This window comes from uncultured Kocuria sp. (genome assembly GCF_947500125.1).
Taxonomy (GTDB): domain Bacteria; phylum Actinomycetota; class Actinomycetes; order Actinomycetales; family Micrococcaceae; genus Kocuria.
The window spans coordinates 16,865-38,749 of record NZ_CANMRA010000032.1; the positions used below are offsets into that span (position 1 = coordinate 16,865).

The following is a 21,885-nucleotide window of genomic DNA, read 5'->3' on the forward strand; positions in this document are numbered from 1 at the left end:
ACCGGGACACCCACGTCCCCCGCCGCACCACGTCTCAAAGTCCAGCACAGGTTGTTCCCGTGCTCCCGAGCTCTCATCCCGTGTCGATGATGCGCCTGGGGCCCTGCGCTGCGCCGGTGGCAGTCACGGCCCGTGGGCGGAGATGGCAGAGACCCCCGCACCTCGGATCGAGGTGCGGGGGTCTCCAGGTGGAAGGTCAGGCCCGGGCCCGGGCGCGAATGATGTCCTGCGGCTTCGTCTCCGGGATCTCAGTGCCGCGCAGGGACGCGCCGACGGTCTCCTTCATGGTGCGGACCGCGATGAGCCCGACGACGCAGGCTGCCATCATGTAGAACGCCGGGACCAGCGGGGTGCCGGTGGCCTCGATGAGCGCTTCGTTGGCGAGCGGGGCGGTGCCGCCGAAGACGGCCGTGGCGAGGTTGTAGGTGATCGCGAAGCCGGCGTAGCGCACGTGGGTGGGGAACATGGCCGGGAAGGTCGCGGAGATGGTGGCCAGCTGCGGGATGTAGAGCAGACCGAGCACCGCGAACCCGAGAAGGGCCCACCAGAACCCGTTGGCCATGAGCATGTACATGGGGATGGCCAGCACGAACAGCCCGATCAGCGAGACGTACCACATGGGCTTGCGCCCCACCCGATCGGACAGGGCCCCGGCGAAGGGGATGACGAGCATCATCGCGAACTGTGCGACGAACATGATGGTCAGCACGGTCCGGGAGTCCATGCCGGTCTGGCCCTCCAGGTAGGTCGGCATGTAGCTCAGCAGGGTGTAGTTCACCACGTTGAGCGCGATCACCAGACCCGTCATCGTGAGCATGGGACGCCAGTACTGGGTGATCAGGTCCTTGAGCGCCGTCCCGGCGGAGGACTCGGCGTGGCCGGCCTCCTCCAGCTCCAGGAAGATGGGCGAGTCCGCCAGCCGAGACCGGAGGTAGAGACCGACCAGGCCCATGGGTCCGGCGAGCAGGAACGGGATGCGCCAGCCCCACTCGCTCATGGCCTCGTTGCCCAGCACCACCTCACCCGACAGGACGATGAGCGAGCCGAGGGCGAAGCCGCCCAGCGTGCCGAACTCCAGGAAACTGCCGAGGAAGCCGCGCTTCTTGTCCGGGGCGTATTCGGCCATGAAGGTCGCGGCGCCGCCGTACTCGCCACCGGTGGAGAAGCCCTGCACGGCGCGCAGCAGGATCAACAGGATCGGGGCCGCGATCCCGATGGTCTCCACCGAGGGGATCAGACCGATGCAGAAGGTGGCCCCGGCCATGAGGATGATTGTGAGCGCGAGGATGCGCTTGCGGCCGAGGCGGTCTCCGAGCGGTCCCCAGAACAGGCCGCCCAGGGGGCGGACCAGGAACGAGAATGCGAAGGTGCTCAGCGCCAGGATGGTGCCGTACTCGCCCGGGAAGAAGTTCTGGGTGATGTAGACGACCGACACGGCGTACACGCCGTAGTCGAACCACTCGGTGGCGTTGCCGATGGCGGAGGCTGCGACGGCGCGGTTGACCGTCTTGGCGTCCGGTTCGGGCCGTCCTGTTGCCGGGTTGCGGGGCAGGCCGTCCTGCCGGGCGCCGGAATGGCCAGGATCGTGGTGTGAATTCATGGAATCCTCCAAGAGTGCGGATGGTGCACCGGCTGGCGCCCCGGTTGTGTTGGGCTTGCCTTGAACGGAACAGCCCGCGTGAATGATGGTCAACAATTCGTCAGGTGTCGTGGTGCTTTTGGTGCACCGGGGTCAGGGGTGCTTGCCCCCTCCCCTCGTGCGCGGCCGTGGTCGGATGCCGCGTGGTATCCGACGCAGTGGTGCTCCGGCACCAAGGCGGCCCTCAGCCACCGCTGACCACCGCCCGCGCGGGCGGCTGGGTGCCCCAGGCGGTCGCCTGCTCGTATGCCTGGGCGGCGCGGAGCACCATCCGGTCCGCGTGCCGGGGCCCGATGATCTGCAGTCCCGCGGGCAGGCCCGCCCCGGTGAGGCCGCAGGGCACGCTCACCGCCGGTTGCTGGGTCATGTTGAACGGGTAGGTGTACGGCGTCCAGCTGGTCCAGTTCGGGGAGTGCCAGCCCTCCGGCGCGTCCTGGCCCCGGGGGAAAGCGGGGATCGGCAGGGTGGGGGTCAGCAACAAGTCATAGGTTTCGTGGAAGCGCCCCATGGTCACGCCCAGGTCCATCCGCACAGCCGTGGCGTCCAGGAATTCGGAGGCGCTGATCTCGCCCTGCTCCTCGATGCTGCGGCGCAGCCCCGGGTCCACCTCGTCCATCGCGCCGGGACCGTAGCCCTCCAGGACCTTCGCGGCACCGGCGAACCACAGGGTGTGAAAGGCCTCGACCGGGTCCTGGATACCCGGGTCCACCTCCTCGACCACGGCCCCGAGCTCCACAAACCTTTCGGCGGCGCGGCGGACGAGCCGCTCGATCTCGGGATCGTTCTGCCCGAACCCCAGTGTGGGCGAAAAAGCGATGCGCAGGCCGCCGACCCCGCCCTCAAGCTCTTCCAGGAAGGACCAGGTGGGCGTCGGCAGGGCGGACCAGTCACGGGAGTCGAAGCCCGTGATGATGTCCAGCAGCAGGGCGGCATCAGCCACGGTGCGGGTCATGGGCCCGGCGTGGGCGAGCGTGCCGAAAGGACTGGCCGGAAACATCGGAATGAGGCCGTAGGTGGGCTTGATCGCCACCGTGCCGGTGAAGGCGGCAGGGATCCGGACAGAGCCACCGCCGTCCGTTCCCACGGACCAGGGCCCCATGCCCATACCCACGGCCGTGGCGCTGCCGCCGCTGGAACCCCCCGAGGTCAGGTCAGCGCCCCATGGGTTGCCGGTCGAGCCGTGGCGCAGGGAGTCGGTGACCCCTTTCCACGCGAACTCCGGGGTGGTGGTCTTGCCGAGGAGCACGGCACCGGTCTCGCGCAGCCGGGCCACACAGGGGGCGTCCTCCTCCCACGACCGGTTCGCGTCGATGAGCCGGGTGCCGCGCAGCGTGGGCCAGCCCCGGGTGTAGAAGATGTCCTTGATGGACGTGGGGACCCCGTCGCCGGGACCCAGCGGCTCCCCCGCATGCCATCGCTTCTCCGATTCGGCGGCCGAGCGCAGGGCCTGCTCGTGGTCCACGGACACGAAGGCGTTCACTGCACCGTCCAGCTCATAGATGGTCCGCAGCACGGCCCGCGTGGCCTCGACCGGGGAGAAGCTGCCCCGGCGGTAGCCGTCCAACAGCTCGAGCGCCGTGAGTTCCGTCAAATCAGTCATGGTCTTCCTTCTAGGTCGAAGTCGGTCGAACGGGGACCACGATGGGGCCACTCCGGGTGGTCGCGGGAGTCTTTCCGCCCTGCGGAACGAAGAGCAAGGCATCCGAGACGACGTGGTCCGGGGGCGTCAGGTTGAGAGACCACGAGAGAGAAGGGAAGACCACGCCGGCCCGGATCACCGCCGCCCGCCAGGTCCCCGTGGCCGGGCCGGGTGTCCGCACGGCACGGGCATGCTCCTCCATGGCAGTCGCCGATGGGCCACAGCCCAGCAGTAGCGTCCTGAAATCGGCTGACTGCCCCCCCCCCCCGGACCTCGGCCGCACGGTCAGCAGTGAACGAGCGGTCCAGGATGGGCACATCGGGGAGCGCACTGGGAAACACGTGATCACCATCCCCCGTCGTACGATTGTCTACAAGAAGCATATGGTGTTGATGTGAGCTAGGCAACAAGGAGAAGGCATGAGGCGCGCCGCGGGGTGTGGGTCCGGCTCCGGAGCCGTTGAGGATAAGCCTGGAGACCGCTACCGCAGTCTCGATACCCTTCCTCCGCAGGGTTGCCCACAACTGGCACCCGGACGTGCGTATCGGAGCAGGTCACAGGCGGTGGGCACGGGGAATGTCAAGGTGCCCAGCGGGTCATCAGAAGGCGCGGAGCACCGCAGGGGAAGCGAAATCGGGACATAGTGCAGCCCTCGCTCTAGTCCGCTTCGGGATATGATTGTGAACAATATTTTTGTCCAGCACGGTTACCTATGGTCGGAGGCACCATGACCAGCCCCATACTTCAACCGGTGGTCCAGGAGACGACGCCTGCCCTCATCGCACGGCAATTGCGCCGGGCCATCGGCGAGGGCGACCTGGTGCCCGGTCAGCAACTGAACGAGGCCGAGCTCAGCCGCCGCCTGGGTGTGAGCCGCGGGCCCCTGCGGGAGGCCATGCAGCGACTCACCCAGGAGGGCCTGCTGGTCAGCATCAGGAACCGGGGCGTGTTCGTCATCGAGGTGACGGACGACGATGTGCGGGATATGTACCTGGCGCGCACCGCGGTGGAGCGAGCGGCCGCGATGCGAGCCATCCAGGTCGACGCTGAGCACGCGGGTGAACGACTCCTCGAGGTGGTGCGGACGATGACGGCTGCGGTCGCGCAGAATGACACGGACGCGCTCACCGAGGCGGACGTGAAGTTCCACGCGCTGCTCGTGGCCCTTGCCGGCAGTGCCCGGCTTTCCCGGATGCACACCACGCTCATGGTGGAGACCCGTATGTGCATCACCGCGCTGGAGAGCCGGTACAACTCCCACATCTTCCGGCTGGACGAGCACCGGGGCATCGCCGAGGCGATCGGACGATCTGACGTGGAGCGCGCCGATCGGCTGCTCCTGGACCACATGGAGGACGCCATCGGCCGCCTGAGTCCCTCCGAGGGCTGACAGAAGAGCACCACTCACGTCCGGGACTCTCCGGAGCCGGTCCTGGTCCAGTCGACACCGACCGACCCATCCGCCCGCCCCTGAGTCACCCACGGGTGGGCACCGGGCAGAGGGCAGAGGGCAGAGGGCAGACGAGAACACATCCAGTCGTACCCGAAACGCACGGGTGCTCCTTGCCCGGCCAGGACAGTCGGGCGAGGAGCACCCGCGCGTGCGGGGCCCGGCGCACCGGGCCGTTGCGTCAGCCGCGGGGAACGGCCATGTACTTGGTCTCGAGGAACTCCTCGATGCCGACGCGGCCGCCTTCGCGGCCGAGCCCGGAGGCCTTGATGCCGCCGAAGGGTGCCGCGGGGTTGGAGACGATGCCCGTGTTGAGCCCGAGCATGCCGACCTCGAGGGCGTCGCCCACCCGGAAGCCGCGGTCGATGTCTTGGGTGAAGAGGTAGCCCACCAGGCCCCACGGGGTGTCGTTGGCCATGCGGACGACCTCCTCCTCCGTGTCGAACGGGATCACGGGGGCCACGGGGCCGAAGATCTCCTCGTTCATGAGTTGCGCGGTGGGGTCCACGTCGGACAGGACGGTCGGCGAGTAGAAGTATCCGGGCCCGTCCGGACGGGACCCGCCGCAGACGACCGTGGCGCCCTTGGACACCGCGTCGTCCACCAGCTCTTGCACCTTGGCCAGGGCCTTTTCCTCGACGAGGGGGCCGACGTCGGTGCCGTCCTGCGCGCCGTCGCCGACGGACAGCGAGCCCAGGCGCGCGGCCAGCCGCTGGGAGAACTCGTCCGCGACCGGGCGCTGGACGAACAGGCGGTTCGCGGCGGTGCAGGCCTCGCCCATGTTGCGCATCTTCGCGGCGACGGCGCCTTCCACGGCACGGTCCAGGTCCGCGTCCTCGAAGACGACGAACGGGGCGTTGCCGCCGAGCTCCATGGAGGAGCGCATCACGTGCTGGGCGGCCTGCTCGAGCAGGCGCACGCCCACCTCGGTGGAGCCGGTGAAGCTGATCTTCCGAGCGATACCGGAGGACATCCACGGGCCCACCACGGAGGAGGCCTTGGAGGTGCAGATGACGTTCAGCACGCCCTCGGGGAGGCCTGCCTCCACGAGGATGTCCACCAGGGCGAGGGAGGACAGCGGGGTGAGGTTGGCGGGCTTGAACACCATGGTGCAGCCGGCGGCGATGGCGGGGCCGATCTTGCGGGTGCCCATCGCCAGCGGGAAGTTCCACGGCGTGACCAGCACACAGGGGCCCACCGGTTCCTTGGACACCAGGATGCGGTTCTTGCCGTCGCCGGTGGTGGTCTGGTCGCCGCCGATGCGCACGGCCTCCTCGGAGAACCAGCGGAAGAACTCGGCGGCGTAGGCGACCTCGCCCTTCGCCTCGGCGAAGGGTTTGCCCATCTCCGTGGTCATGATCAGGGCCAGTTCGTCCTGGCGGTCCATGATGATGTCGTAGGCGCGGCGCAGGATCTCGCTGCGCACCCGGGGAGGGGTCTTCGCCCAGTCCTTCTGCACACGGCCGGCCGTCTCGATGGCCCGCTGGGCGTCCTCGGGGCCGCCGTCGGCGACCGTGGCGATGACCTCTTCGGTGGCCGGGTTCACGACGTCGAAGCGCTTGCCGGAGGCGGCCTCGCACCACTGGCCGTCGATGAACAGGCCGGTACTGACCTTGCCGACGGCGTCGAGGGCCTGCTGGGAGGTGCGGAAGGCGTTGACGTTGGTGGTCATGGGGTGTCCTCTTTCTGGGTCGTGGAGCGGGTTCGGTCGGAGGCGGCCGGCTGCGGCGGGCCCGGGTCCAGGATCTGGGCCAGGTGCAGGCCCGGTCTGGTGGCGTCGAGTTGGTTGATCTGCATGGCGCAGGAGAAACCGTCGGTGAGCACGGCGGTCTCGGCCCCCGTGCCGCGCAGGGCCGGTGCCAGGGCGTTCTCGGCGACCTGCATGCTGACGTCGTAGTGCTGTTTCTCGAAGCCGAAGTTGCCGGCCACGCCGCAGCAGCCGGTGGCGTCGACCACGTCGGTTACGCCCGCGGCGGTGAGCGCGGCACGCTGGCCGGCCGCACCGAACACCGAGTATTCGTGGCAGTGGGTCTGCAGCACCACCTGCTCGGGCACGGGACGGGCCGGGGACGGGGTCCACCCGTCTGCGGCGCGCTCGGCCGTGTGCGCCGCGAAGCTGCGCACACGGGCGGCGACCCGCCGCGCCTGTTCCGTGGGGACGAGCTCGGGCAGGTCCTTGGCCAGGGCCGCGGCACAGCTGGGCTCCACGACCACGATCGGGCGGTCCGTGCCGTCGTCGAGCGTCTCCGCGGCCCGGGCCAGCAGCTTCTTGGCGGTGCCCAGCTGGCCGGTGGAGATCCAGGTGAGTCCGCAGCAGGCATCAGCGGAGCACTCCACGGTCTCCCCGGAGTCGGCGAGCACGCGGGCGGCGGCACCGGCCACCTCGGGGCGGAAGCCCCGGGTGAAGGTGTCCACGAACAGCAGTGCGGTACCGGCGCCCGGCTGCTGCGCGCCGGCGGCCGTGACCTCCCGGCGCCACTCTCTCGCCCCGGCGAAGCGCGGCATGGTGCGCTTAGTGGTGAGCCCACCCACGACGGCGGCGACCTTGGCCAGGGGCGTGGCCAGTACCGCGTTGACCAGCGGGGCGATCCGCCCGGTGAGCTTGAGCCAGCGCGGCAGCCAGCCCAGGGAGAAGTGTGAGATCGGGCGGAGTCGGCCCTGGTAGTAGTGGTCGAAGAACTCAGACTTGTAGGTGGCCATGTCCACCCCGGCCGGGCAGTCGGTGGCGCAGGCCTTGCAGGACAGGCACAGGTCCAAGGCCTCCCGCACCTCCTCCGATCGCCAGCCCTTCTGCACGGTGGCCGCACCACGGACCATGTCCTGGAGCACCCGCGCCCGGCCGCGGGTGGAGTCCTTCTCGTCCCGGGTGGCCCGGTAGCTGGGGCACATGACCCCGCCGGTGTCCGCACGGCAGCGGCCCACCCCGATGCAGCCCTGGACGGCGTGCACCCACGGGTCGGTGCCCGCGCCATGGGCGGTGGCCGGGTCGTCGGTCTCCACCAGCGATCCGCCGCCGTGGCTGCCGACCGGGCGCAGATCGAAGCTCGTGCGCCACTCCCGCGCCGGGATGCCCTCCAGCGCCAGGTGGGCGTCCATCGGGTCCGGGGCCGTCATCGAGCCGGGGTTGAGGATCCCGGAGGGGTCCCACAGGCGGCGGTACCGGGCGAAGGCCGCGAGCACCGTCGGGGAGTACATGATCGGCAGCAGTTCCGAGCGGGCGCGCCCGTCCCCGTGCTCGCCGGACAGCGACCCGCCGTGGCGGACCACGAGCTCGGCGGCCTCACGGGTGAAGCGGCGGAAGACTTCCCGCCCGGCGTCGGTGCGCAGGTCGAAGGTGATGCGGATGTGCATGCACCCGGCGCCGAAGTGGCCGTACATCACCCCGTCCAGGTCGTGTTCGGCCATCAGCACGCGCAGGTCCGCGAGGTAGTCCGCGAGGTCCTCCGGGGCCACGGCGGAGTCCTCCCAACCGGGCCAGGACTCCCCGCCGCTGGCCAGCCGGGACGACAAACCCGCCCCGTCCTCGCGCACGCGCCACAGCGAGGCTCGCTCCACGAGGTCGGGCACGGCCCGACCCTCCACGAGCCGGCCGTTCTCGGCCAGCCTCGTCAGCAGGCGGTCGGCCTCGGCGGCCACCGCCTCGGGCTCGGATCCGTCGAGATCCACGAACAACCAGGCCCGTCCGGCGGGCAGGCCCAGCACGGAGCCCGCCCCGCGCCGGAACCGCATGGTCTCCACGATGGCCTCGTCGGTGCCCTCCACCGCCGCCGGCGAGAACTCGAGGATGGTGGTGATGTCCCGTGCGGCCTCCACGACGTCCTCGTAGCCCAGGCACACCAGCAGCGCGCTGGCAGGTTTGGGCACGAGCTTCATCCGGGCGCGGACCACCACGGCGCAGGTGCCCTCCGAGCCCACCAGCGCGCGGGCCATGTTGAACTTCTTCTCCGGCAGCAGGTTCTCCAGGTGGTACCCGGAGACCTGCCGCTGGATCCGGCCGAGCTCGACGCGGAAGGCGGCGAGGTTCTCCCGCGCCAGCCGCGTCAGCGACTCCGTCAGCTCGGCCGCACGGGCGGCCGACGCGTCGTCGGACGGATCGGTGGCGCGCAGACCCGTGGTGGTGGCCGTCAGCCGCGCGCCGTCGGTGGTGACAACGTCGATCTCCACCACGTGGTCGGAAGTGCGACCGTAGCGCACGGAGTGGTTGCCGCACGCGTCGTTGCCAATGGCCCCGCCCACGGTCGCACGATTCTTCGAGGAGGGGTCCGGAGCGAAGGTGGAACGGTTGCCGGTGGCGCGCTCCACCTCCCGAGTGAGGTCCGACAGGACCACGCCCGGGTCCACGTCCACGGTGCCCGAGGCCTCGTCAATGCCGTGAATGCGGTTCAGGTAGCGGGAGAAATCCAGCACCACCCCGGGGCCCACGGCGTTGCCGGCCATGGACGTGCCCCCGCCGCGACCGATCAGCGCAGTACCGGTCTCCCGGCAGGCCGCCACCGCGGCCAGCACCTCCTCCACGGTGCGCGGGAACACCACGGCCAGCGGGGGCACCCGATAGTTGGAGGCGTCATAGGCGTACTCGGCCAGCCGGCGCGGCGAGGAGTCCGCCGCTACCCCCGCCGCGGCGAGGAGGCCCAGCACAGCGGGGTCGACGGCGGCCTCCCTGCGGGCGGCAGTAGCTGCCGTGCCAGAGGCTACGACGTCGGGGAGGGCGGGAACGGTGGCTTCGCTCATGCGTGCTTTCAGGCTCCCGTCGTGCCCGCAGGGACAGCACCGACCACAGCGGCCACAGCGGCCTCGAAGCGCTCCAGCCCAAGGGAAACTTCCTCTTCGGTGACCACGAGGGCGGGGATGAGGCGCACCACGTTGCCCTCCGGCCCACAGGTGAGGGTAAGCAGTTCCTGCTCCGTGGTGGCCTGCTGGACGGCCGCGGCCGTCGCGGCGTCCGGGGTGCCGTCCTGGGCGGTGAACTCGATGCCCTGCATCAGGCCGAGGCCGCGGACGTTGCCGATCACGGGGAAGCGCTCCTGGATCTGGATCAGCCCGGCCTGCAGCTGTTCGCCGCGCACCCGCGAGTTCTCCACCAGACCCTCCTCCTTGACCACCTCGAGGGTGGCCACGCCGGCGGCGGCGGAGACCGCGTTGCCGCCGTAGGTGCCACCCTGGGAGCCCGGCCAGGCCTTGGACATGGTCTCGGTGGAGGCGGCGATGGCCGAGATGGGGAAGCCGGAGGCGACGCCCTTGGCCGTGATGATGATGTCCGGAGTGGCGGTGGAGTGCTGGTGGCCCCAGAACTTGCCCGTGCGCCCGACGCCGGCCTGCACCTCGTCGAAGATTAGCTGGATGCCGTACCGGTCGGCACGCTCCCGCAACCCCTCCATGAAGGCCGGCGGGGTCGGCAGGTAGCCGCCGTCGCCCAGGGCGGGCTCGATCAGGAAGGCCGCCGTGTCGTTGGGCGCGGTGCGGGTCTTCAACAGGTAGTCCAGCTCCTGGAGGGCGAAAGCCACCGCGGTCTCCTCGTCCCAGCCGTAGCGGTAGGCGTAGGGGAACGCCGACATGTGCACCCCGGCCATCAGCGGCGCGTATCCGGCCGAGAACTTCGTGCCGGCCGTGGTGAGGGAGGCCGCGGCCACGGTGCGACCGTGAAAACCACCCTGGAAGACGACGATGTTCGGCCGGGCCGTGGCCATGCGCGCCAGACGGATGGCGGCCTCGACGGCTTCGGAGCCGGAGTTGGCGTAGAACACGGAGTCCAGCCCCTCCGGAAGCACCTCGCCGAGCTTCTCGGTGAGCTGCAGCAAAGGCTGGTGCATCACGGTCGTGTACTGGGCGTGAATGATCTTGCCAACCTGCTCCCGAGCAGCCGCCACCACCTTGGGGTGACAGTGACCGGTGCTGGTGACACCGATGCCGGTGGTGAAGTCCAGGTAGTCCCGGCCGTCAGTGCCATAGATCCAGCTGCCCAGGGCGTGGTCCACGACCACGGGGGTCGCCTGCTTGAGTACGGGGCTCAGAGATGTCATGGCTCACATTCTTCCCACCAGATCGACTTATTGTCAACAATCTTCCGGGGTCTTACAGTGGGCCCATGGAAGAGACAGCGCAGTCCCAGCCCTCTCAGCGTCGCCCGAAAGTTGTCGTCCTCACGGCACCCGGCACGAGCGCCCCCTACAACGCCTTGGATTTCGAGGATCACGCCGATGTGGTGTGGGCTGATGCGGAGGGTCTTTCTGGGGCCCTGCCCGGGGCCCAGGTCTTGTTCGTCTGGGACTTTTTCTCCCCAGCCTTGCGTGACGCCTGGTCTTACGCCGACTCCCTGGAGTGGGTCCACGTGGCCGCCGCGGGCGTGGACTCCCTGCTCTTCGACGAGCTGCGGGAGTCCTCCGTCCAAGTCACCAACGCCCACGGCGCCTTCGACGGGCCCATCGCGGAATTCGTCCTGGCCTCGGTGCTCGCCCACGACAAGCAGCTGCACACCAGCAAGGAGCTTCAGCGCCGGTCTGTCTGGCAGCATCGCGAGGTGCAGCGCAGCGCGGGGCAAAACGCGCTCGTGGTCGGTACGGGCGGGATCGGGCGTGCCACGGCCCGGCTGTTGCGCACCCTCGGCCTGGAGGTGCGAGGTGCCGGGCGCACCGCGCGGGGGGAGGACGCGGACTTCGGGACCGTTGTCCCCAGCGCGGAGCTGGCAGAGCACGCCGGATGGGCGGACCACCTCGTGCTCATCGCTCCCCTGACAGAGGACACCCGCGGCCTGCTCGGCGCGGATGTGCTGGCCCGGATGAAGCCCACCGCCCATGTGGTGAACGTGGGCCGGGGCGCGTTGGTTGACGAGCCGGCCCTGGTCCAGGCCCTGCGAGAGGGCCAGATTGCAGCCGCGTCGCTGGATGTCTTCGATGAAGAGCCGTTGCCTGTCGAGCATCCGTTCTGGCAGATGGACAACGTGCATGTGTCCGCGCACATGAGCGGGGACGTCGTCGGTTGGCGAAACACGCTGGCGGACCAATTCGTACAGAACCTCACTCGCTGGTGTATCGGCGAGGAGCTGGTCAACCAGGTGGACAAGCAGCTGGGTTACGTGCGCCGGGCCTGAGGCGCGGGAGTTAATATCCCCGCGCGGACCGGATGACAGTAGAGCGCGCAGAAAGACGAAACGGGAGCGGGGCCGGGAATCCTCCCGGCCCCGCTCCTTCACGTTGAACCGCCGAGCACGCCTCAACCATCATGGTCGCTCGACCGCGACCCTGAGCGGGAGCTCGTAGACCCTGAACACAGCACGTGTGTCCCTGCCGGCCACGCCGAAAACCTCCTCCAGCCGCCGGAGACCTCCTTGGCGAGTGAGGACCGGTCGCGGACTTCCCCGGCCGAGGTGATGCGCACCGTCAGGTTCACGATCGAGCTGATCCGTTCGAGGGAGCTGGGGCGCTGGGACAGGGGTCGTCAGGCGGTTGAGCGGAGATGATCTCGGTGGCGCGCCGGTTCTCGGCGATGCCAACCTCCGCTCCCAGCTTGCCGGAGACAAGCATCGCGCCATGCCATGGCGTGCCGGTACGGAGTGGTCCTTGAGGTGCAAGTCGGATTACGCACTTACTTGACCAGGACGTAGCTGCTCGCCGACTCGGCAGGCCACACTCGGCCTACCAGCCGATCAGGGATAGAGGCCCCGGGTGGTGTGCGCCTCGGCCACGCGCTGAACGGCGGTCAGGGTGGCGGCCTCGCGCAGCGTGACCTCACGGCGGCGCGCGGTCTCGAGGACACTTGTCCACCCCTGGAGCATGCGGCGCTCAAGCCTCTCGTCCACCTCGTCGGCCGTCCACCAATAGGCCTGGTTGCCCTGGACCCACTCGAAGTAGGAGACGATGACGCCTCCCGCGTTAGCGAGGATGTCCGGGACCACCAGGACGCCCTGGGTGTGCAGCTGCCGGTCGGCCGCGGCCGTCGTCGGACCGTTGGCTCCCTCCACGACGATGCCTGCCCGCACACGGTGCGCGTTGCCCTCGTGCAGCACGCCCTCCACTGCGGCGGGGATCAGCAGATCGACGTCGAGCTCCAACAGCTCATCGGAGCCGATCGCATCAGCTCCCTCGAAACCGATGACCGACCCCGTCCGCTCCGCATGCGCCAGCAGGCGCGGGACGTCCAGCCCGCTGGCCGCGTGGACCGCTCCGTACTGGTCCCCCACGGCCACCACCCGCACCCCGGCCTCGGCCAGGAACTCGGCCGCGCCCGCCCCGACCTTGCCGAAGCCCTGGACCGCGGCGGTGCTCCCGTGCGGCCGCAGGCCACGGTGGGCCAGGGCGGCCAGGGCGATGTGCACCACGCCTTTGGACGTGGCCGAAGAGCGGCCCAGCGACCCACCCAGGCTGACCGGCTTGCCCGTGACGACAGAGGGCACGGTGAAGCCCACACTGGTGGAATAGGTGTCCATCATCCACGCCATCGTGCGCTCGTCCGTGCCGATGTCCGGGGCGGGGATGTCTCGTTCCGGACCGATGATCGGCAGGATCTCACTCGTGTACCGACGGGTGACCCGCTCCAGCTCCGCCGGGGAGTAGTTCCGGGGGTCGATGGTGACTCCACCCTTGGCCCCGCCGTACGGGACGTCCAGCAGGGCGCACTTCCACGTCATCCACATGGCAAGCGCACGCACCTCGTCCAGCGTCACGTGGGGGCTGAACCGCACCCCTCCTTTCGCCGGTCCGCGGGAGAAGTTGTGCTGCACCCGGTGCCCCGTGAACACGTCCACGGTGCCGTCATCACGCCGGAGCGGGATACTCACCGACATCTCGCGACGAGGCCGGGCCAGCATCTGGTGCTGGCCCGGCCCGTAGGAAAGGGTCTCGACGGCGGCCTTCAGCTGGCTGAGGGCGTCGTCAAGCGGGTTGGCCGAGAGCTCGGCGGGGACAGAAAGTGCGGTTGTCGTCGTCATTGACCTCGTGTCCTGGGATTCGGAACCAATCAGGCAAGTGCCTGATTGTTTACAATCCTACGTTAATGAATCCTCCGGGGACACCCCGCCCCGCCGACGCAGGGCTTCGAGTCAGACCGTCTCGGCGCGGGCGAAGCTGAGCGTCTCCCCGCGCGCACCGCCCATCCAGACGTCCTGGCACGCGGCGGCGAACTCCTCCATCCCCTCCTCGATCGTCGCGAAGACGTTGCCCGGCACCCATCCCACGTCGCCATTCACCAAAAGGTTGTTCCGCCCATAGAAGACGGCCAGATCGATGAGCAAGCGGTTCTCAGAGGTCCCCGCCGAGGCCTCGTACCCGTAGGCGGGATTGTCGAGTACACCCTCGAACGTGAAGTAACACAGGTCCCCAGTGATCGGAGTGATCGTCTGATTCTCCGGACCGGGCTCTTCCGCGGCGAAGGCGGGAACGAGCGCGTAGATCTCGTTGCGCGCGAACTTGCCGTGGAACACCTGCCCCGACTGGGGCAGGGCCTGCCACACCGCCTCAGCGGTGCGCGGCGCCTCATCGTCGAGCAAGCGCGCCCGGGCGGTGACGCCCCGCTTCTCCAAGGTGATGGTGATGTATCGGCTCATGGATCGTCCCCGTTCGGTCGAAGGCAGAGGCACCACGAAACGGCACCCTATGATTGTCTACAATCCAACTGTAAGCTTTTTCGTGAGACGTGCAACACACCACGAAAGGGTCTCCATCATCATGCACACCGTCGTCATCCTCTATCCTGGCCACAGCGCGGAGGACGAGTTCCCCGCCCTTGAAGAGCTCATCCCGGACACCTCCTTCCCCGTGATCCACACCTGGGAGGGCAGCACCGACCACGACGTCGAGGCGTTGCTGGCGCTAGGCTCACGAGCCAACCTGGTGCCGTCCGCCGAAAAGGCCCGGAGCCTCTCTCCCGACGCGGCGATGTGGGCGTGCACCTCGGGCAGCTTCGTCTACGGGTCGGAGGGGTGCCGCGAACAGGCGGGGTGGGTCCAGGAAGCCGCCGGTGTCCCGTCCTCCTCCACCTCCCTGGCCTTCGTCCAGGCGGTGCACCACTTGGGGCTGAGCAGAGTCGCGGTGGCCGCGACCTACCCGGAGGACGTCGCCTCGCACTTCGCACGGCTCCTCGAGCAGGACGGGATCACGGTCACCGCCCTGTCCACCTACGACGTTCCCAGCGGCGAAGACGCGGGCCTGCTGGACGAGGAATGGGTGCTGGAGACCGCCCACGCCGCCGATCTGACCGGCGCGGAGTGCCTGCTCATCCCGGACACGGCGCTGCATACGGTCGCCGCGCTACCCCGGCTCGAGGAAACCCTCGGTGTGCCCGTGCTGACCGCCAACCAGGTCACCGCCTGGCAGGGGCTCCGTCTAGCCGGCCACCCGGCCCGCGCCGAGGGGCTCGGTGCCCTGTTCAGTCACTAAGCGAGACGCTGAGCGGTTTCGACGACGACGACGCCCCACCTCAGGGGCGTCGTCGTCGTCGTCTTCCATCCGTCATCGTTGGTCGGGCCACTCCGCCTCAGGCGGCGCGCCCCACCTCACCCAGGCGCTGATCCTGGGTCACCAAGGGCAGCCCAAGCCGTCGCAGGCCCGCCCACGCGGTGACCTGGTTCGCGGTCAACACGGGCTTACCGAGCTCCTCCTCAAGGGCCGCGATGATATGGAAGGTGGGCAGGTTGGTGCAGGAGACGAACACGGCCTCCGCATCCGGGTGGTCGGCCTGGCGCACGAGATCGGCAGTGACGTTGTAGGGCACGTGCCAGATCAGGCGGTCCAGGCCCAGGCCCGCAGTCCCCACGACGGTGCGCCCGTCGGCGGCCAAAAAGTCCTCGAGCCGCTCCGTCAACTTGGGGACGTAGGGCGTGGCGATGGCCAGCCGGGTGATCCCCAGGACGTCCAACGCCTCGAGCAGGGCCTCGGACGTGGTCACCGCGGGGGCACGAGTCTCCTCCCTGATGGCCGCGGAAATCTTCCGCGCCCCCTCGATCCCATTGACGAAGCTCCCGGACGTGCAGGCGAAGACCACAGCCTCCGGCTCGACTGCGGTGAGGCACCGGGCGGTGGAGCGGATCTCGGCGTCGTCACCGAGAGCACTTGCCATAATCTCGTCCACCACCATGGGGTGGTGGGGGGTCCGGGCAACAGCCAAAGAGACGTTGTCGGGCATCCAGCGCCACAGCTCCCGGTCCAACGCCATGTCATAGGGATTGACCACGCCGATGACGCGATCAGGCTCGGGGCCTTCGGGAACGAACCTCTGGATGTTAGGCATGTCTCATCTTCCCATAGTGTCTGATCGTCGACAATAATTTGATGATAAGGAGAATCCCGTGATTCCTGATCTTCCACCTACTCAGCCATCCACCCAGGGCCGCGCCCGCACCGACCATGATGCCTACCTTCGGACGCTCCCACCCACGCCCACACCCGCCGGCGCCTACGTGCCGGTCACAGAAGCCGGGCTACTGGTGTTCACCGCCGGTCACACCCACGCGGTGCAGGGAACTCTTGTTCATCGAGGAATGATTGGCATATCGGAGGGGCCTACCCCTGAAGACGCCCGCGGCTGTGCTCGGCTGGCCGTGCGGAACTGCCTTGCCAGTCTCGCCCACCACCTGGGCGGCCTCCACCGTGTCGAGCGCGTGGTGTCCATGACCGGATACGTGGCGGCAGTGCCGGAGTTCACCGCCCACCCTGCCGTGCTCGACGGAGCCTCCGACGAGCTGCTGGCCGCCTTCGGAGAGAGCGGTCGTCCGTCACGGGCCGCCGTTGGCGTGACGAGCCTCCCCGACGGAGCCGTCGTGGAAGTCAGCCTGGTAATACTCCTTCAGCCCTAAGCCTCGATTCACCGATCGACTGTGGGCTGTGAAGGTCGTCCTGGCGATATGCAGACCTGCCGCCCAGCGCAGAGCCGAAGAGAGACCTTTAGGGTCGTCCCACGACACCTGAGCCGCCAGCCCCGGCAGGGGGATCATCGGGTTCTTCATCGCATGAGGTCCCCAAGACTTTGAATAAGTAGTGCGCAACGGGGACCCCAAGCGGGCCCGGATGCGCCCGTGTGGAGGGCCCGCAACCAGGCGTGGTTGTCATGCCCGTTTACCCCGCGCGATGAAAAGCCCGCACAGCTGCGTCATACGCACCACGGTGTCCACAGGTAACGACGGCCTCAAATGATGGTCGCTTGCGGGAGCTCCTGGATCCGCCGGTACAAGGTCGCGCGGGACATGCTGAGATCGCGGGCGACCTGGGTGGCTGGCTCCCCGGACTCGATCAGGCGCAGGGCGTTGCGGATCTGGGAGTCTGTGAAGGTCTGGCGCCGGCCGCCGAGGTCCTTGCCGGCCGCCCTACGTTTGGCCACCGAGTCGGTGATCCGCTCCCGCTTGATCTCCAGCTCCATCTGGGCCAGCGCCGCCATGACGGTGAAAACCATCGACCCCATCGGGGTGGCCGTATCAACGTCTCCCCCACCGAGGTTGGGTACCCGCAGCCCGGCCCCTCTCCCCCGCAGCGCTTCTGCGAAGGCCAGCATGTTCTGCGTCGACCGACCCAGTCGGTCCAGCGTAGTGATGACCAGCGTGTCACCCTCCTCGAGGGCGGCCACTGCCTTGTCGAAGGCGGGACGGGACGCGCGCCCTCCAGACACTCCATGGTCCGTGTAAACGTCATCGCGTCGCACGCCAGCGGTCAGCAGGTCAGACATTTGACGGTCTGCGTCCTGCTGACGCGTAGACACGCGTGCATAGCCGATCATCTTCCCCATGTCCACCTCATTTGTCTCGCAACTAACGTTGAGTATCCGATTCTAGGGGCAGTGATAAAGCACAAGGATGCGAGACATACCAAACCGCGGAAACATGCGGGCGAAAATTTCTCGGACGAGACGTCTCGCATCCCTTGCCTACTAAGACACATCGCTGCATGGGTACAGTGAGCGCACAGGCATACAATGTAATGAATACGATGCATACTGCGCCCCGCATTTGCTGGCTACAGGAGGAATCATGCCGTTCGAGGTTTTTGACAAGAGGATGACTCCACTGGCGAAGGCGCCTAGTGTCACTATTCAGAAGCGCGGGGTGATCTCGCTGAACAAGGCTGCTCACGACCTCGTGGACAATGCCGAGACGGTGGAGCTGCTCTACGATCGGGACCGGCACGTCATGGCCCTGCGTGCCGCCGATGACTCCTCCCCGCATGCCTATGCGGTCCGTAACGGCTCCAAGCGAGGCCCCGGGCAGGCGATTGTCTCGGCCACCGCCTTCACCGCCCACTACGGGATTGACACCACCGCCACCAGGCGGTGGAAGCCCTTCGTGGAGGACGGCATGCTGTGTGTGGATCTCACACAGGAGGGCACCGTCATCACCGGCAACCGCACCAATCCCACGGCATCGTCCCAGGACGCCGAGACAGTGGATCCGGTGGAGGATATCGACGCCGTCGATTTCCAGGACAACCCGGTCGGCGATGACACCACCGACGACTCCTGACTCCCCGTACGCCAGCACAGCGCTGTTCTACGACCCATTCACTCGAAAGGAATCTCCACCCATGGCCCAGAAAGTCGAAGTGCACCTCGAGGACGACCTCGACGGCGGCCCCGCCGACACTACCCTCACCTTTGCCCTGGACGGTAAGGACTACGAGATCGATCTCTCCGAGGCCAATGCCGAGAAGCTGCGTGAGGCGCTGCGCCCCTTCGCGGAGGCCGGCCGCAAGGCCATCCCCCGTGCCGGTGCCCGCAGCACTCGGCCCCGCGCCTCGGGCAGCGATCCGGACACTGCCAAGATCCGCGCCTGGGCCAAGGAGAACGGCCACGAGGTCTCCGACCGCGGCCGTATCCACCAGACCATCAAGGATGCCTACTACGCCGCCCACTGACCCAGTAACGCCGTGATAGACAGCGCGCGGCGCCGGTCCTCACCACGGTGAGGACCGGCGCCGCGACCGTTGGGGCCAACGGGGCGAGACAGGAAGGCCGCCGGTACACCAACCCGAGTGGTGCTATCCCTGTGAGACCCCTTGAGGGGGGCGGAAGTGGGGACATCATGAGGATCGATCTTTGATCTACCGCACAGTAGGGTCGGCGTAGCACGCAAGATGGACGGCCGGGGGCCGAACCGCTCGGCGTGGATCGTGTCCGGCACACCGGCCAGGGGGTCGAGGTGGCCGGCATCGATCATGATGCCGCCGTCCTGGCGGTGGGAGCCCTGTGACCCCGTGGGGTCTGTCGTTGGGGGACGACGCTTCCACCACCGGGAGGTGGCTTTCCACTCGACCGGCGTACCGACCCATCATTCCTGCACCACTGTGGGCCCACACCGCCTGGACCCTGGGGGGCTCATGGAACAGGATCATCGCACCAGTATCGGTGTCGCCCGAGACGCCTCCGCCGTGGATCGCCTCACCCGGGCGGCTACCTTCAAAGCACTTCGCCCCGCACTGGAGGCCCTGGCCTCCGCAGCTGGGGACGATCCTCGCCTCAGTGCTGAGACCCGCCAGGTGCTGCGCGCCGTGGTCCGCACCGGCCCGCAGGCCACGCTGGCTATCGCCGATCTCGCCGCCCGCAGCAGCACCCCTAAGGCCCTTGTCCCGGGTGCCCTGGCCGAGCTCAAAGCCCACGGCTACCTTGCTCGTCTTACCGAGATCGCCCCGCACCTGGCCGCGGCCCTGCCCGCCAGCACCCCTCCACGGAACACTGAACCCGCGTGATCGCACCCGGCCACGCCCGGACGGGCTGAACACCCTTCACCCGGCCACGGGGGGGGTGCGCACCGGTGGTGCTGCCGGCTCCACCGGCCGGCCGGTCTCACGTGTCGAAGGTGTGGCGCGGTGTCGTGCCGTAGATCTGGCGGTAGTACGGGGCGAAGCAACTCCGATGGGCGAAACCCCACCGGGCGGCGGTCTTGCCCACCGTGTCCCCGGCGGTGGAATCACCAGCCGTTGAATCCACCCGGCGCCCGAGGGTCAGTATTCAGACGGCATCGACATGAGGAAGGCTCGGCGACCGTGCTGGCGGGGGATGCTAGGCGCTCATCGGGCCGCGGGCCTGGACGATCATGGGCTGGACCGCAGGACGCTGCTCGATGATGCCGGCCATAAGACCAGTCCTCTCCAGCTCGTCGAGAGCGGCCGGGACGTCAGCCCGAGGCGTGCTGGCCCCGGAAGCGACGTCGGTGAGATTGCAGCCCTCTGAAAGGGTCTTGGAACCCAAGAGGGTTAGTGCCACGCGGTAGGCATCCCTGGTGAGCTCCCCGGCGTTCCACTTTGCGAAGATTTGGGCACGGAGTTCGTCAGAGGGAGCGGTGGGGACGGGGTCGAGGATGCTCCCGGAGCTCCAGCGGGGGGCCACCTCCACCACAGCCGCGGGGGCCGCGGACGCCTCGAGGTCGAGCTGGGCAAGGTAGGTAAAGCCGTTGAGGTCCTCGGCGGCCGTCAGATGGCCCTGGGTGGATGCGACCAGGGCGCGGTGCCGGTCGTCCCACGCCAAAACGGAGACGGAGAGCTGGCGGCCGTCCTGCTCGATGATGGCGATGACGCGGGGGTCGGTGTTCGGAATCATGAGGGGTCCTCTCGGAGGGCAGGGGGTAGCCAATGCCAATTTTTCGGGCGGCAGCGGAGGGCACCGGTGAGCAGATTCCCGGGCCTTCACAGCTGAGTGTGGGTAGCGGTTCTCCGCCAGGGGCGATGACCGCCTGCGGCGAGCAGAGCCCGTAACCGATAGTTGTCGAAGTTGCGGAAGCCGCGGGCGACGCGACGCATGGTCTCGATGACGCCATTGACCGCTTCCGTGGGCCCGTTCGAGGCTCCTGCGGTATCGAAGTAGGCCAGGATCGCGGCCTTCCACCGGCGTAAGGTCCGTCCGAGCCGGGCGATCTCCGGGATCGGGCAGGACGGGAAGGCACCGACGATCTCGGCGACGAGCCGGCGCCCCTGCTCGGGGCGGGCGTGGTAGACCGCGCGCAGCTTCTGGTAGCAATGCCAGGCAAGGGTGACCTCGTGATGCGGGTCCCCGGCCTCGAGCTTCGCGTTGAGTCGGCGGACCTGCCTCTCGGTCAGGTGCTCGGCGCCGATCTGCAGGGTGCGGCGGATCCCGTACAACGGGTCCCCGGCTCTCCCGCGGTGGCCCAGAGTGTCCTGCTGCACGCGGCGGCGGACCTCATCGACGACCTGCCCGCCGAGCTTGACCACATGGAAAGCGTCGAGAACGGTGATCGCCTCCGGGAGCTCGTCGCGGATGGCATTGGCGTAGCCGTGGAACGGATCCAGCGTCGCCGTGCGGATCCCGCTCGTGAACGCCGGCCCCTGCTCGATGAGCCAGTCGCCGTAGGCCACCCCCGTGCGCCCGGGCACCAGATCCAGCAGTCGTGCCCGGGGCCGGCCGTCCTCGCCGCGGGAGTGGTCCACGATCCCGGTGACCAGCCCGGTCCCCGGCGGACCCACATGGCGCCAGACGTGCTCGTCCACGCCCAGGGCGTTCACCCCGGCCAGCCGGTCCTCGGCGGCCAGCTGGGCCTCGATGACCGGAGTGATGGCGTCCCAGACGGTGTTCCAGGCGACCCCGAGCATCTGGGCCAGGGCCGAGACCGCGATGTCGTGGCAGCGCAGCTGCGTCACCGCCCAAGCAATCGCGCGGGTGGTGAGCTTGGCCCGCGGTGCCGCCAGCTCGTGGACCTCACTGAAGGTCGTCACCTCGCACGCCGTCTCATGGCAGCGGTAACGGCGTTTGCGCCAGACCACCCGCACGGGCACCCCGGCGCAAGGCAGGTCGTGCAGCAGCACCGCCACCCGGCCATGGCCGACGGCGAGCACCCCGCAAGCCGGACAGCCCACCAGTGACGGCACGGTCTCGACCATCAGGGTGAACGAGGAGCGGTGCCGCTCGATCGTGAGCACGTGGACATCGGGCAGGTCGAAGAGCGCGCACGCCGGCGCGCACATAGCATGGGACACGTCGAGGCCTTCGAGGACGGTTGGATTCAGCACCCCCATCCTGGAGGCCTCGACCCCTACCCGACCCCCGTGACACGCACCCCGCTTGGGCCCTTACCCACACTCATTTGGGAAGGGCCAGATTCCCGCGGGAGTGCAGGGCCTTACTGATTTCCCCATGATCCCCGGTGATTTAGGTTTCCGGCCGCGCCCTGGGTGATAGGGACATTTTTGAGCGGCTGCTGCCCATCGATCCCGACGACGCGGACGTCGCCTT

19 protein-coding genes are annotated in these 21,885 nt (G+C 68.5%); 7 read left to right on the forward strand and 12 right to left on the reverse strand.

The features are described 5' to 3' along the window. Positions 1-196: 196 nt before the first annotated feature. Positions 197-1,600: an MFS transporter gene (locus Q0817_RS16830; protein WP_298590888.1), complete on the reverse strand. Its 1,404-nt coding sequence runs from the start codon at positions 1,598-1,600 to the stop codon at positions 197-199. A 223-nt stretch (positions 1,601-1,823) separates the two neighbouring features. Beyond that, the gene (locus Q0817_RS16835; protein WP_298590891.1) at positions 1,824-3,239 is read right to left on the reverse strand and encodes an amidase; all 1,416 of its coding nucleotides are present in this window, start codon (positions 3,237-3,239) and stop codon (positions 1,824-1,826) included. A gap of 766 nt (positions 3,240-4,005) precedes the next feature. Between Q0817_RS16835 and Q0817_RS16840 the strand changes: the two genes are divergently transcribed. Continuing rightward, entirely contained in the window at positions 4,006-4,668 is a 663-nt protein-coding gene (locus Q0817_RS16840) for a GntR family transcriptional regulator (RefSeq protein ID WP_298590893.1), read from the forward strand. Positions 4,669-4,909: 241 nt separating this feature from the next. Here Q0817_RS16840 and Q0817_RS16845 read toward each other — a convergent pair whose 3' ends face one another. From Q0817_RS16845 to Q0817_RS16855, 3 genes are read right to left on the reverse strand one after another with little or no spacing between them, the layout of a single operon-like run. Then, the gene (locus Q0817_RS16845) at positions 4,910-6,400 is read right to left on the reverse strand and encodes an NAD-dependent succinate-semialdehyde dehydrogenase (RefSeq protein WP_298590895.1); all 1,491 of its coding nucleotides are present in this window, start codon (positions 6,398-6,400) and stop codon (positions 4,910-4,912) included. After that, complete coding sequence (locus Q0817_RS16850; protein ID WP_298590898.1) at positions 6,397-9,459, reverse strand: FAD-binding and (Fe-S)-binding domain-containing protein; 3,063 nt, start codon at positions 9,457-9,459, stop codon at positions 6,397-6,399. The genes Q0817_RS16845 and Q0817_RS16850 overlap by 4 nt, the downstream gene beginning before the upstream one ends. An 8-nt stretch (positions 9,460-9,467) precedes the next feature. Beyond that, positions 9,468-10,748, reverse strand: a complete 1,281-nt coding sequence (locus Q0817_RS16855; protein WP_229587022.1) for an aspartate aminotransferase family protein — start codon at positions 10,746-10,748, stop codon at positions 9,468-9,470. 65 nt (positions 10,749-10,813) lie between these two features. Here Q0817_RS16855 and Q0817_RS16860 point away from each other — a divergent pair, with 65 nt between their 5' ends. Further along, positions 10,814-11,815: a D-2-hydroxyacid dehydrogenase gene (locus Q0817_RS16860; RefSeq protein ID WP_298590908.1), complete on the forward strand. Its 1,002-nt coding sequence runs from the start codon at positions 10,814-10,816 to the stop codon at positions 11,813-11,815. A 555-nt stretch (positions 11,816-12,370) separates the two neighbouring features. Here the strand turns inward: Q0817_RS16860 and Q0817_RS16865 are convergent. Both Q0817_RS16865 and Q0817_RS16870 read right to left on the reverse strand, forming a co-directional pair. Next, the gene (locus Q0817_RS16865; RefSeq protein WP_109244442.1) at positions 12,371-13,651 is read right to left on the reverse strand and encodes a Glu/Leu/Phe/Val dehydrogenase; all 1,281 of its coding nucleotides are present in this window, start codon (positions 13,649-13,651) and stop codon (positions 12,371-12,373) included. Between the two features lie 111 nt (positions 13,652-13,762). Further along, positions 13,763-14,266 carry a DUF3830 family protein gene (locus Q0817_RS16870; protein ID WP_017831931.1) on the reverse strand — a complete coding sequence of 168 codons (504 nt, stop codon included), beginning with the start codon at positions 14,264-14,266 and terminating at the stop codon, positions 13,763-13,765. A 121-nt stretch (positions 14,267-14,387) separates the two neighbouring features. Here Q0817_RS16870 and Q0817_RS16875 point away from each other — a divergent pair, with 121 nt between their 5' ends. Continuing rightward, positions 14,388-15,098 (forward strand): maleate cis-trans isomerase, encoded by a 711-nt coding sequence (locus Q0817_RS16875; protein WP_298590918.1) that lies wholly within the window; start codon positions 14,388-14,390, stop codon positions 15,096-15,098. A gap of 97 nt (positions 15,099-15,195) precedes the next feature. Here the strand turns inward: Q0817_RS16875 and Q0817_RS16880 are convergent, their stop codons facing one another. Beyond that, complete coding sequence (locus tag Q0817_RS16880; protein ID WP_109244444.1) at positions 15,196-15,948, reverse strand: Asp/Glu/hydantoin racemase; 753 nt, start codon at positions 15,946-15,948, stop codon at positions 15,196-15,198. 58 nt (positions 15,949-16,006) lie between these two features. Between Q0817_RS16880 and Q0817_RS16885 the strand changes: the two genes are divergently transcribed. After that, complete coding sequence (locus Q0817_RS16885; RefSeq protein WP_298590922.1) at positions 16,007-16,513, forward strand: RidA family protein; 507 nt, start codon at positions 16,007-16,009, stop codon at positions 16,511-16,513. Between the two features lie 329 nt (positions 16,514-16,842). Here Q0817_RS16885 and Q0817_RS16890 read toward each other — a convergent pair whose 3' ends face one another. Next, positions 16,843-17,436 (reverse strand): recombinase family protein, encoded by a 594-nt coding sequence (locus tag Q0817_RS16890; RefSeq protein ID WP_017831927.1) that lies wholly within the window; start codon positions 17,434-17,436, stop codon positions 16,843-16,845. 241 nt (positions 17,437-17,677) lie between these two features. On the opposite strand from Q0817_RS16890, the gene Q0817_RS16895 reads away from it, so the two are divergent. The 3 genes from Q0817_RS16895 (at position 17,678) to Q0817_RS16905 (ending at position 19,388) form a co-directional block, all read left to right on the forward strand. Further along, positions 17,678-18,166 carry a hypothetical protein gene (locus tag Q0817_RS16895; RefSeq protein WP_298590925.1) on the forward strand — a complete coding sequence of 163 codons (489 nt, stop codon included), beginning with the start codon at positions 17,678-17,680 and terminating at the stop codon, positions 18,164-18,166. A gap of 61 nt (positions 18,167-18,227) precedes the next feature. Next, on the forward strand, positions 18,228-18,557 hold the full coding sequence (locus Q0817_RS16900) for an Lsr2 family protein (protein WP_298590929.1): 330 nt from the start codon (positions 18,228-18,230) through the stop codon (positions 18,555-18,557). Positions 18,558-19,070: 513 nt separating this feature from the next. Next, positions 19,071-19,388, forward strand: a complete 318-nt coding sequence (locus Q0817_RS16905; RefSeq protein WP_298590932.1) for a hypothetical protein — start codon at positions 19,071-19,073, stop codon at positions 19,386-19,388. 97 nt (positions 19,389-19,485) lie between these two features. Here the strand turns inward: Q0817_RS16905 and Q0817_RS16910 are convergent, their stop codons facing one another. The 3 genes from Q0817_RS16910 to Q0817_RS16920 form a co-directional block, all read right to left on the reverse strand. After that, positions 19,486-19,629, reverse strand: coding sequence for a hypothetical protein (locus Q0817_RS16910; protein WP_298590935.1), 144 nt, complete (start codon positions 19,627-19,629; stop codon positions 19,486-19,488). Positions 19,630-19,701: 72 nt separating this feature from the next. Then, complete coding sequence (locus Q0817_RS16915; RefSeq protein WP_298590938.1) at positions 19,702-20,238, reverse strand: hypothetical protein; 537 nt, start codon at positions 20,236-20,238, stop codon at positions 19,702-19,704. Between the two features lie 86 nt (positions 20,239-20,324). Continuing rightward, positions 20,325-21,662: an ISL3 family transposase gene (locus Q0817_RS16920; protein ID WP_298590941.1), complete on the reverse strand. Its 1,338-nt coding sequence runs from the start codon at positions 21,660-21,662 to the stop codon at positions 20,325-20,327. Between the last annotated feature and the right edge of the window lie 223 nt (positions 21,663-21,885).

Bases quoted from the DNA above. Each gene is read 5' to 3' on its own strand.
- Q0817_RS16875 (WP_298590918.1), top strand. From the start codon at position 14,388: ATGCACACCGTCGTCATCCTCTATCCTGGCCACAGCGCGGAGGACGAG.
- Q0817_RS16850 (WP_298590898.1), bottom strand. From the start codon at position 9,459: ATGAGCGAAGCCACCGTTCCCGCCCTCCCCGACGTCGTAGCCTCTGGC.
- Q0817_RS16835 (WP_298590891.1), bottom strand. From the start codon at position 3,239: ATGACTGATTTGACGGAACTCACGGCGCTCGAGCTGTTGGACGGCTAC.
- Q0817_RS16860 (WP_298590908.1), top strand. From the start codon at position 10,814: ATGGAAGAGACAGCGCAGTCCCAGCCCTCTCAGCGTCGCCCGAAAGTT.
- Q0817_RS16865 (WP_109244442.1), bottom strand. From the start codon at position 13,651: ATGACGACGACAACCGCACTTTCTGTCCCCGCCGAGCTCTCGGCCAAC.
- Q0817_RS16870 (WP_017831931.1), bottom strand. From the start codon at position 14,266: ATGAGCCGATACATCACCATCACCTTGGAGAAGCGGGGCGTCACCGCC.
- Q0817_RS16845 (WP_298590895.1), bottom strand. From the start codon at position 6,400: ATGACCACCAACGTCAACGCCTTCCGCACCTCCCAGCAGGCCCTCGAC.
- Q0817_RS16895 (WP_298590925.1), top strand. From the start codon at position 17,678: ATGCCGTTCGAGGTTTTTGACAAGAGGATGACTCCACTGGCGAAGGCG.
- Q0817_RS16855 (WP_229587022.1), bottom strand. From the start codon at position 10,748: ATGACATCTCTGAGCCCCGTACTCAAGCAGGCGACCCCCGTGGTCGTG.
- Q0817_RS16830 (WP_298590888.1), bottom strand. From the start codon at position 1,600: ATGAATTCACACCACGATCCTGGCCATTCCGGCGCCCGGCAGGACGGC.
- Q0817_RS16915 (WP_298590938.1), bottom strand. From the start codon at position 20,238: ATGATTCCGAACACCGACCCCCGCGTCATCGCCATCATCGAGCAGGAC.
- Q0817_RS16890 (WP_017831927.1), bottom strand. From the start codon at position 17,436: ATGGGGAAGATGATCGGCTATGCACGCGTGTCTACGCGTCAGCAGGAC.
- Q0817_RS16900 (WP_298590929.1), top strand. From the start codon at position 18,228: ATGGCCCAGAAAGTCGAAGTGCACCTCGAGGACGACCTCGACGGCGGC.
- Q0817_RS16880 (WP_109244444.1), bottom strand. From the start codon at position 15,948: ATGCCTAACATCCAGAGGTTCGTTCCCGAAGGCCCCGAGCCTGATCGC.
- Q0817_RS16840 (WP_298590893.1), top strand. From the start codon at position 4,006: ATGACCAGCCCCATACTTCAACCGGTGGTCCAGGAGACGACGCCTGCC.